Annotated in this window: 8 protein-coding genes, 1 tRNA gene and 2 pseudogenes; 1 reads left to right on the plus strand and 10 read right to left on the minus strand. The window is 68.0% G+C overall.

From position 1 onward, the window contains the following. Positions 1–130 (minus strand): annotated as a pseudogene (locus FV223_RS14290) (50S ribosomal protein L7/L12); the annotation flags it as partial. A gap of 59 nt (positions 131–189) precedes the next feature. Beyond that, positions 190–708, minus strand: a complete 519-nt coding sequence (gene rplJ / locus FV223_RS14295) for a 50S ribosomal protein L10 (RefSeq protein WP_147727669.1) — start codon at positions 706–708, stop codon at positions 190–192. A 720-nt stretch (positions 709–1428) separates the two neighbouring features. Here rplJ and FV223_RS14300 point away from each other — a divergent pair. Then, on the plus strand, positions 1429–2430 hold the full coding sequence (locus FV223_RS14300; protein WP_147727670.1) for an acyltransferase: 1002 nt from the start codon (positions 1429–1431) through the stop codon (positions 2428–2430). Positions 2431–2454: 24 nt separating this feature from the next. On the opposite strand, the gene FV223_RS14305 is transcribed toward FV223_RS14300, so the two are convergent. From FV223_RS14305 to FV223_RS14340, 8 genes and pseudogenes are all read right to left on the minus strand, one after another. Continuing rightward, positions 2455–4098 (minus strand): B12-binding domain-containing radical SAM protein, encoded by a 1644-nt coding sequence (locus FV223_RS14305; protein ID WP_147727671.1) that lies wholly within the window; start codon positions 4096–4098, stop codon positions 2455–2457. A gap of 222 nt (positions 4099–4320) precedes the next feature. Then, on the minus strand, positions 4321–5019 hold the full coding sequence (gene rplA, locus FV223_RS14310) for a 50S ribosomal protein L1 (protein ID WP_147727672.1): 699 nt from the start codon (positions 5017–5019) through the stop codon (positions 4321–4323). A 12-nt stretch (positions 5020–5031) separates the two neighbouring features. Then, positions 5032–5481 carry a 50S ribosomal protein L11 gene (rplK, locus tag FV223_RS14315; RefSeq protein WP_147727673.1) on the minus strand — a complete coding sequence of 150 codons (450 nt, stop codon included), beginning with the start codon at positions 5479–5481 and terminating at the stop codon, positions 5032–5034. Positions 5482–5716: 235 nt separating this feature from the next. After that, entirely contained in the window at positions 5717–6250 is a 534-nt protein-coding gene (gene nusG, locus FV223_RS14320) for a transcription termination/antitermination protein NusG (protein ID WP_147727676.1), read from the minus strand. A 60-nt stretch (positions 6251–6310) separates the two neighbouring features. Further along, positions 6311–6607 carry a preprotein translocase subunit SecE gene (gene secE, locus FV223_RS14325; RefSeq protein WP_147727674.1) on the minus strand — a complete coding sequence of 99 codons (297 nt, stop codon included), beginning with the start codon at positions 6605–6607 and terminating at the stop codon, positions 6311–6313. Positions 6608–6789: 182 nt separating this feature from the next. After that, a tRNA-Trp gene (locus tag FV223_RS14330) sits at positions 6790–6866 on the minus strand. Between the two features lie 62 nt (positions 6867–6928). Continuing rightward, positions 6929–7840, minus strand: a complete 912-nt coding sequence (locus FV223_RS14335; protein ID WP_147727675.1) for a hypothetical protein — start codon at positions 7838–7840, stop codon at positions 6929–6931. A 191-nt stretch (positions 7841–8031) separates the two neighbouring features. Further along, a pseudogene (locus FV223_RS14340) lies at positions 8032–8155 on the minus strand (elongation factor Tu); the annotation flags it as partial.

Here is an 8155-nt window from a genome sequence, read left to right on the forward strand (position 1 = left end):
GGCCGGCAGCTACGGCGACGGCGGCGGCGGCCGAGACGCCCCACTTCTCCTCGAGCATCTTGGCGAGGTCGGCGGCCTCGAGAACGGTCAGCGACGACAGGTCGTCGACGAGCTTGGCAAGATCAGCCATTGTGATGATCCTCTAACGATATCGGTGTGAAGGGATGGGTTTGAAAGGGGAAACGACCGTCAGGCCGCTTCGTCCTTGGTGGCATAGGCTCCGAACACGCGGGCGAGCTTGGCCGCCGGCGCATTGACGACCTGGGCGATCTTGGTCGCGGGAGCCTGGACGAGGCCCACGATCTTGGCGCGCAGTTCGTCGAGGGACGGGAGCGAGGCGAGGGCCTTCACGCCGTCCGGGTTCAGAGCGGTCGCGCCCATGGCGCCGCCGAGGATCACGAGCTTGTCGTTGGCCTTGGCGAAATCCACCGCCACCTTGGCGGCCGCGACCGGATCGCTCGAATAGGCGAGCAGGGTCGGGCCCTTCAGGAGGGGCTTGATGGAGGCGACGTCCGTGCCATCGAGAGCGATGCTGGCGAGGCTGTTCTTCGCGACCTGCACGGTGGCGCCGGCGAGCTTCATCTGCGAACGCAGCTTCTGCATCTCGGCGACCGTGAGGCCTTTGTAGTGGGCCACGACGACGACGGCGCTCTTTGCGAACACGCCGTTGAGCGTCGAGACGAGATCAGCTTTTGCTGTCCTGTCCACTGGGGCTCTCTCCGGTTGGGCGGAACCCGAGAATGGGTCCGCCGGTTGCACGTGCCGCCCGGGACGGATCTTCGGCCTCATGGAAGCCGAAAACGTCCTGGACGACGCTTCACGGCCCTGTCCCCCGGTGCCGCCCCCGCGAGGGGTGCGATGCCTAAGGGCTGAGATGGTTCAAACCGATGCCTTCACGCCGTCCCTCATCGGTCGGGCGCTTCGAAAATGCGGTCTTCCCCGTCTGTGCAGGTTGGGGGATTAAGCCGGCGAACCGGCACCTGCAGTCTCGGACAGGACATGGCCGGACGCGGCCCTCAGAGGTTTTCACCCCTCAGGTCCTGCCGGCCATCGACGCCCGGTCACCCAGGCGGCGTCTCGATACGGAACCCGACCGGGCGGACGGGCTCCCTGAACAAACATGAAAATTGCGTGGAGCGCGGTGTATAGAGCCAAGCAAGCCGCCTGCCAAGGGCCGAGACGCGACTTTTCCGACTTAGGCAAACGCGCGGTGTCCTCGGGTGGCCGAACTCCTACCCGAGCCGGTCGATGGCTCCGAGCGGCTTCTCGGACGGACTCTGCGTTGGATTTGCGATTCGGTGCGGATGGTCGGCCTTTTCCGACGCTTGATAAGCTCTCCACCGGGCTGCGGGATTTCGACCGATTGCGCTGAAGGTTCGGGCGTCGTCATGGCCGTGTGCCGCGCAGCCCGACCTCGAGGCGAGTCCCATGCAGCGCGTACAACGGCAGGACTGGATCGACGTCGCGCGCGGCATCGGGATCATTCTGGTCGTGTTCGGCCACGTCCTCCGGGGAACCGTCAAGGCGGGGATCGTGCCTGACACATCCGCGACCCAGTGGGTGGATTTCGGTCTGTACACCTTCCACATGCCGCTGTTCTTCTTCCTGGCCGGACTGAACCTGCCCGGGAGCCTGCGACGCGGACGGGTGCCGTTTCTCCAAGCCAAGCTCTGGACGATCGGCCTTCCCTACGTGATCTGGACGTTCATCCAGGGCAGCGTGATGATCCTGCTGGCGCAGGACATCAACACGCATGTCACTCCCGCCGACCTTCTCGCCTTCCCGTACCGTCCCCTCGGACCGCTTTGGTTTCTCTACGCCCTTCTGATCTGCCACGTGCTGGCCGCCATGATTCCCGATCGCAGACTGTTCGCCGCCATCGCGGCGGCGGGATTCGTGATCTTCTTTCAACTCCCGGAGGTTCCAAGCCTCGCGCTGACCCTGCACAACCTTCCGTTCTATCTCGCAGGTGCCTATGCCGGGCACGCCGTGGCGGCTTGGCGGACGCCGGTGAGCCTGTCGGGGATCGCACTCATCTGGACGGGCTTCGCCCTGGCGGTCGTGGGGGCCTGGACGGTCTCCGGCTTCAGCCCGATGGCGCTAGCGGCGCTACCTGCCTGTTGTCTCGGCATTCTCGGCGTCGTGTGGGTGAGTAAGCGTATCGGTGGCGGCGCGCTCGCCACGGTCGGCCTGCTCTCGCTCTCGATCTTCGTCATGCACTCGCTGGCCGCGGCCGGCCTGCGCGTGGCCATGACGCGCCTGCACGTTCCGCCCGACCCCATGGTCTACCTGATCTCGGGGACGGCCTTCGGCATCCTGGGCCCGATGCTCGCACATCGGCTCCTCGCCCGATGGAACACGCTCTCGGTGTTGGGGCTCGGAGCGCCGCCGTGGCGCTACCGCATCGCCGTCTCGGACACAGCCCGGTAACGTCTCGACGGTCGGCCCGCTCGGTTAGGCGGCCTCGCGCTCCGGCACGAAGCGCTTGCGCGCGTTCTCCCACCACGAGCGCTGCCGCGCCGCCTCGGTCTCGGCGGCCTTGGCCGCGTAGAACGAGGCGTTGTGCTCGCCGCGCAGGGCCTCGCGGGTGAATCGGATCAGGTGGTGGGCGACGAAGCCCATGTTGAACACCGCCTCGATCTGCCCACGCCTCAGGGCGTAGACGGCCGCCGACCAGAACGGCTTGCGGTAATCCGAGAAGATGCCCACCCGGGTGATGATGTTGAACCCGAGGATCAGCCCGCGGCGCAGGTTGGTGAAGGTCAGCTTGCCCTTCGTCGGGGTGACGATGCGATTCGGGTAGGTCGTCGCGCACTGGTGCTTGAAGCGCTCGAAGATCTTCTCCGGCGCGTAGGCGTGCGCGATCGCCCGGCGCCAGCTCGACACCACGGTGTCGTGCGGGCGCTTGAACAGGACGTTCGACTCGAGCGCCGCGTCGTGGACGAGGCGCCCTTCCCGCTGCAGCCGGTCCCAAAGCGGCGTCTTCGGCAGGGCCTGGAGGATGTTGATCGTCAGGACCGGGATGCCCGACTTGTCGATGAAGTCGATCAGGTACTGCTCGGAGGCGTCCGAGTCGGAGTCGAGGCCGAGGATGATGCCCGACGTCACCTCGAGGCCGTAGGAGTTCAGCGTCTCGATCGCGCCGTACATCGGCACGGCGGCGTTGTGGGTCTTGTCGATGCCCTTAAGCGCGTCCTCCTCCGGCGTCTCGATGCCGACGAACACGGTCATGAAGTTCGCCTGCCGCATCAGCTCGAGGATCTCGGGCTGCTTGGCCATGTTGAGGGTCGCCTCGCAGGCGAACTGGAGCGGGTAGTCGTTCTTCTTCTGCCACGCGACGAGGTGCGGGAGCATGTCCCGTGTCGCCTTGCGGTTGGCGATGAAGTTGTCGTCGACGAAGTAGACCACCGCCGGGTGGCCGGGCTGGCTGATGATCGCGTCGAGCTCGGCGCACATCTGCTCGGGGCTCTTCAGCCGCGGCTGGCGCCCGTAGAGCTGCGGGATGTCGCAGAACTCGCAGCGGTAGGGGCAGCCCGAGGAGAATTGCAGCGAGCCGATCAGGTAGCGCTTCAGCGGGGCCGCCTCGTAGGCCGGCGCCGGGAAGTCCGAGAGCGGCAGCCGCTCCTTGGTCTCGAGCCGGACCTGGGACGGGGGCCGCGCCAGGTCGCAGTCGAGGATCGCGACGAGCGCGTCCGTGGCGTCGCCGATCTCGCCCATGTGGAGGTAGTCGAAGTCGGGATACTTCTCGGGGGCGCCGGAGACCGAGGGGCCGCCGAGCACCGTCACCTTGCCCGCGGCGTGCGCGCGCTTGGCGATCTCGTGGATCTGCGGCTCCTGGATGTGCATGCCCGACACGAACACCGCGTCGGCCCAGGCGAACTCCTCAGGGGTGGCGCGCTTGATGTTCTCGTCGACGAACCGGCACTCCCAGGTCTCGGGCATGTAGGCCGAGATCAGCAGCAGGCCCTGGGGCGGCATGAAGGCCTTCACGCCGCCCATCAGCGGGTAGGCGTGGGAGAAGGTCCCGAAGGACGGCGTGTAGGCGGGGAAGACGCACAGGATGCGTCGCTGGGTCTGAACGGAGAGGTTGCATCGCATGGCGCTCTATTTAGCACAGCTGCGACCGTTGGCGCCCCCCTTCGCCGCGGCAATCTGCATCGTGATCGCCGGGTGCGGGGGCCGCTCCGCGGGGCTGTCTGCGCAGGGTCCCGGATCACCCTCGGCCGATGCTTCGGCTGTCCGGGACCCGGCACGACGCGCAACGAAAAACGCCCGGCCGCAGGGGCCGGGCGCTTCGATCGTGTCGTCGTAGCGGGACGGTCAGGCGCCGAGGACGGAGCCCGGCTCGACCTTCACGCCCGGGCCCATCGTCGAGGTGACGGCGATGCGCTGGATGTAGGTGCCCTTGGAGCCGGCGGGCTTGGCCTTGGCCACCGCGTCGGCGAACGCCTTGATGTTCTCGACGAGCTTGGCCTCGTCGAACGAGACCTTGCCGATGCCGGCGTGGACGATGCCCGCCTTCTCGACGCGGAACTCGACCGAGCCGCCCTTGGCGCCGGCGACCGCGGACTTCACGTCCATGGTGACGGTGCCGACCTTCGGGTTCGGCATCAGGCCGCGGGGGCCGAGCACCTTACCGAGCCGGCCGACGAGCGGCATCATGTCCGGGGTGGCGATGCAGCGATCGAACTCGATCTTGCCGCCCTGGACGATCTCGAGCAGGTCCTCGGCGCCGACGATGTCGGCACCGGCCGCCCGGGCGTCGTCCGCCTTGGCGCCGCGGGCGAACACCGCCACCCGCACCGTCCGGCCGGAGCCGTTGGGCAGGTTGCAGACGCCGCGGACCATCTGGTCGGCGTGGCGCGGGTCGACGCCGAGGTTCATCGAGACCTCGACGGTCTCGTCGAACTTGGCATTGGCCTTGGCCTTCACCATCGCGATCGCCTCGGCGATCCCGTAGAGCTTGGTCGGGTCGATGCCCTCGCGGGCGGCGCGGATGCGCTTGCCTTCGTGTGCCATGGTGCCCTCCCCTTACGCGGTGACTTCGAGGCCCATGGCCCGCGCGGAGCCACGGATCATCGCGACGGCGGCATCCACCGAATCGCAGTTCAGGTCGGGCATCTTCTTCTCGGCGATCTCGCGAAGCTGCGCCTCGGAGACCTTGCCGACGGTCGGGCCCTTGCCGGGGGTCTTGGAGCCGGAGGCCGGCTTCTTGCCGATCTTCAGGCCCGCGGCCTTCTTCAGGAAGAAGGTGACCGGCGGCTGCTTCATCTCGAAGGTGAAGCTGCGATCCTGGTAGGCCGTGATCACGACCGGGATCGGGGTTCCCTTCTCGATCTGCGCGGTCTTCGCGTTGAAGGCCTTGCAGAATTCCATGATGTTGAGGCCGCGCTGACCGAGCGCGGGACCGATCGGCGGCGACGGGTTGGCGGCGCCGGCCGGGACTTGAAGCTTCACGTAGCCCGTGATCTTCTTCGCCATGGGACTGCTCCCAAATGATTGCGCGCCGCCGGGCTGCCTGAGGCTCGGTCGGACGGGCGGTTGCAGGTCGCGGTGCGGACCGTTGGCCCCGGCGGCGAACCGGGCGGGCCTTCCGCGGGCTTTCGCGAACAGGAAGCAGCGAAGACGGAATGGGTAGGCCGGTGCATCGCATCGGCCGATCCGAAAGGGCGCGGTGCCCTCGATCCGCTATTCGCTCCTCCCGATCCGCTCTACGTCAGGCCTTCTCGACCTGGGCGTATTCGAGTTCCACCGGGGTGGCGCGGCCGAAGATCGACACGGCGACCTTCAGGCGCGAGCGGCTCTCGTCGACTTCCTCGACGGTGCCGTTGAACGAGGCGAAGGGGCCGTCGGCGACGCGGACGGTCTCGCCGATCTCGAAGGAGATCGACGGCTTCGGACGGTCGACGCCCTCGGCGACCTGGCCCTTGATCCGCTCGGCCTCGGCGTCCGGGATCGGCACCGGCTTCGACTTGTCGGCGCCGAGGAAGCCCGTGACCTTCGGGGTGTTCTTGATCAGGTGGTAGACCTCGTCGGTGAGGTCGCACTTCACCAGCACGTAGCCGGGGAAGAACTTCCGCTCCGCGTCGACCTTGCGGCCGCGGCGGACCTCGACGACCTTCTCGGTCGGGACCATCACCTCCTCGAAGAGGTCCATGAGCCCACGCTGGGCCGCCTGATCCTTGATGGACTGGGCGACCTTGTTCTCGAAGTTCGAGTAGGCGTGGACGATGTACCAGCGCTTCGACACGGTTCTGATCGACTCCTGCATGTTCGCGTCGGGCCGGGGCCCGCGGACGGTGTGTGTTGCCTACAGGCCCAGGATCAGGCCGACGAGGTAGCGAAGGCCCTGGTCGACCACCGTGAAGAACAGGCTCGCGACCACCACCATCACGAAGACCATGATCGTGGTGACCGTGGTCTCCTTGCGGGTCGGCCACGTGACCTTGCGGCCCTCGTCGCGCACCTGCCCGAGGAACTCCAGCGGGCCGACGCGCTTCGGCGCGGGCCGGGCCGGCGGAGCGTTGCGCTGCGGCGGCTGGGAAGCCGCGCCGCGGACCGGGCTGCGCGCCGGATCGGCCTTCTTGGTCGCTTCGTTCGATGCCATGGCGTCAGGAACCGGGTTTCGAGAATGACGACGGGTTCGGAAGCTCGCCCGAACGAGCCCGAACCGACAGCCGACATCGATCTCGGAGTGCGCCCGCTCTAGCGCAAGTCGTCGGGGTTGTCGACAGCCGCGGCGCGTCGCGAGCGTCAGGAGCGTGGCTTGGAACGGCAGGAAATGCAGACTGGCAGGAGTGGAGGGACTCGAACCCGCAACCTCCGGTTTTGGAGACCGGCGCTCTGACCAGTTGAGCTACACTCCTATCGCGACGCCCAATGCCCGATCGGGCGCCGGGATGCAAGAGCCGGGAACGCCGGAAATGCGTCACCGACCGTGATCGGCCCGCTCCGCCGCCGTCAGCGGGCGCAGTCCCGTTCGGTCGAAGCGGAAGAGCTCGTCGCTGCGGCCGTAAGGGCCCTTCCGCAGCCGGTCGCGCACCTCCGCGGCGAGGGCGATGCGGGCCTTGCTGTCGGCGGGCCACGCCATCAGCAGGTCGCGGGTCGGGATCGCGACCGTGATGCCATCGGCTTTCAGCGCCGTGCGGATCTCGTCGAGATAGCCGGGCAACATCAGCCGTGCGGCGTCGTAGTCATCGCCGGCATTGGTCATGGCGAGGATGGGGGTGCCGCCGTCAACCGCGAGGGCGAACGCGGCCTCCTTCGAGGCCTCGGCGAGGTTGGCCAGCGCCGGAACCTCGATGGCGGTTCGGATCGCCGCGGCATCGACGCCCCACCCTTCGAGCATCGGCCGGGTCAGGTAGCGCATCCGGTCCGCCCCATCGATGACGTAGGCCACGACCAGGGTCTCCGAGAAGGTCCGCGTGGCGAGGTCCGGCACCTGGGCGAGGATCGCGCGCGGCAGGAGCTGCGGGCGCAGCTGCGCCCGGATCGCCGCGAGGCTCGGCTCGCCGGGCGACGGCGCCGCGTCCATGTCCTTCAGCGCGGTGACGAGATACGCTTCGATCATCCGCCGGCGCGCGTCGCCGGCGAGCGGGGCGACCCGCGGATACAGGTTGGTGAGGGCGATCGTGCTGCGGCCGACCAGGATCTGTCCCGGATCACGGTCGCGGCGGATCTCCGCGCCCGGCCGGATCGCCCGCAGGATGGCCGCCACCTCGTCGCGGAAGCGTCCGTCGCTCAGGGCGTCGGCACGGGCCGGGCAAATCAGGATCGCGCTCGCGGCGGCGGCGAGCCACAGGCGGCGCGTCGGCCACGGAAACCCGATGGCGGTGTTCATTCCTGGGGCTCCGCGGCTCGTCGCGGATGGCAGGAAAATAAACCGACGGCTCCCTGTCAAGCTCGGGGTCGGCAGGGAGGGATGGAATGCCGATGTCAGGCGGTGACAACGGGGTCGCGAGCCGATCCCGCGGCCTCCGCGACGAGACACGGCCGGCGAAGACCGCCGGCCGTGCCGAATCGCTCGAGCGACTACGCGTTGATGGCGGCGACGACGCCGGCGCCGACGGTTCGGCCGCCCTCGCGGATGGCGAAGCGCAGCTTCTCCTCCATGGCCACCGGCACGATCAGCGTGACGTCCATGGTCACGTTGTCG

Source organism: Methylobacterium sp. WL116 (genome assembly GCF_008039455.1).
Lineage (GTDB): Bacteria > Pseudomonadota > Alphaproteobacteria > Rhizobiales > Beijerinckiaceae > Methylobacterium.

Bases quoted from the DNA above. Each gene is read 5' to 3' on its own strand.
- FV223_RS14305 (WP_147727671.1), bottom strand. From the start codon at position 4,098: ATGCGATGCAACCTCTCCGTTCAGACCCAGCGACGCATCCTGTGCGTC.
- rplK (WP_147727673.1), bottom strand. From the start codon at position 5,481: ATGGCGAAGAAGATCACGGGCTACGTGAAGCTTCAAGTCCCGGCCGGC.
- secE (WP_147727674.1), bottom strand. From the start codon at position 6,607: ATGGCATCGAACGAAGCGACCAAGAAGGCCGATCCGGCGCGCAGCCCG.
- FV223_RS14300 (WP_147727670.1), top strand. From the start codon at position 1,429: ATGCAGCGCGTACAACGGCAGGACTGGATCGACGTCGCGCGCGGCATC.
- FV223_RS14335 (WP_147727675.1), bottom strand. From the start codon at position 7,840: ATGAACACCGCCATCGGGTTTCCGTGGCCGACGCGCCGCCTGTGGCTC.
- rplA (WP_147727672.1), bottom strand. From the start codon at position 5,019: ATGGCACACGAAGGCAAGCGCATCCGCGCCGCCCGCGAGGGCATCGAC.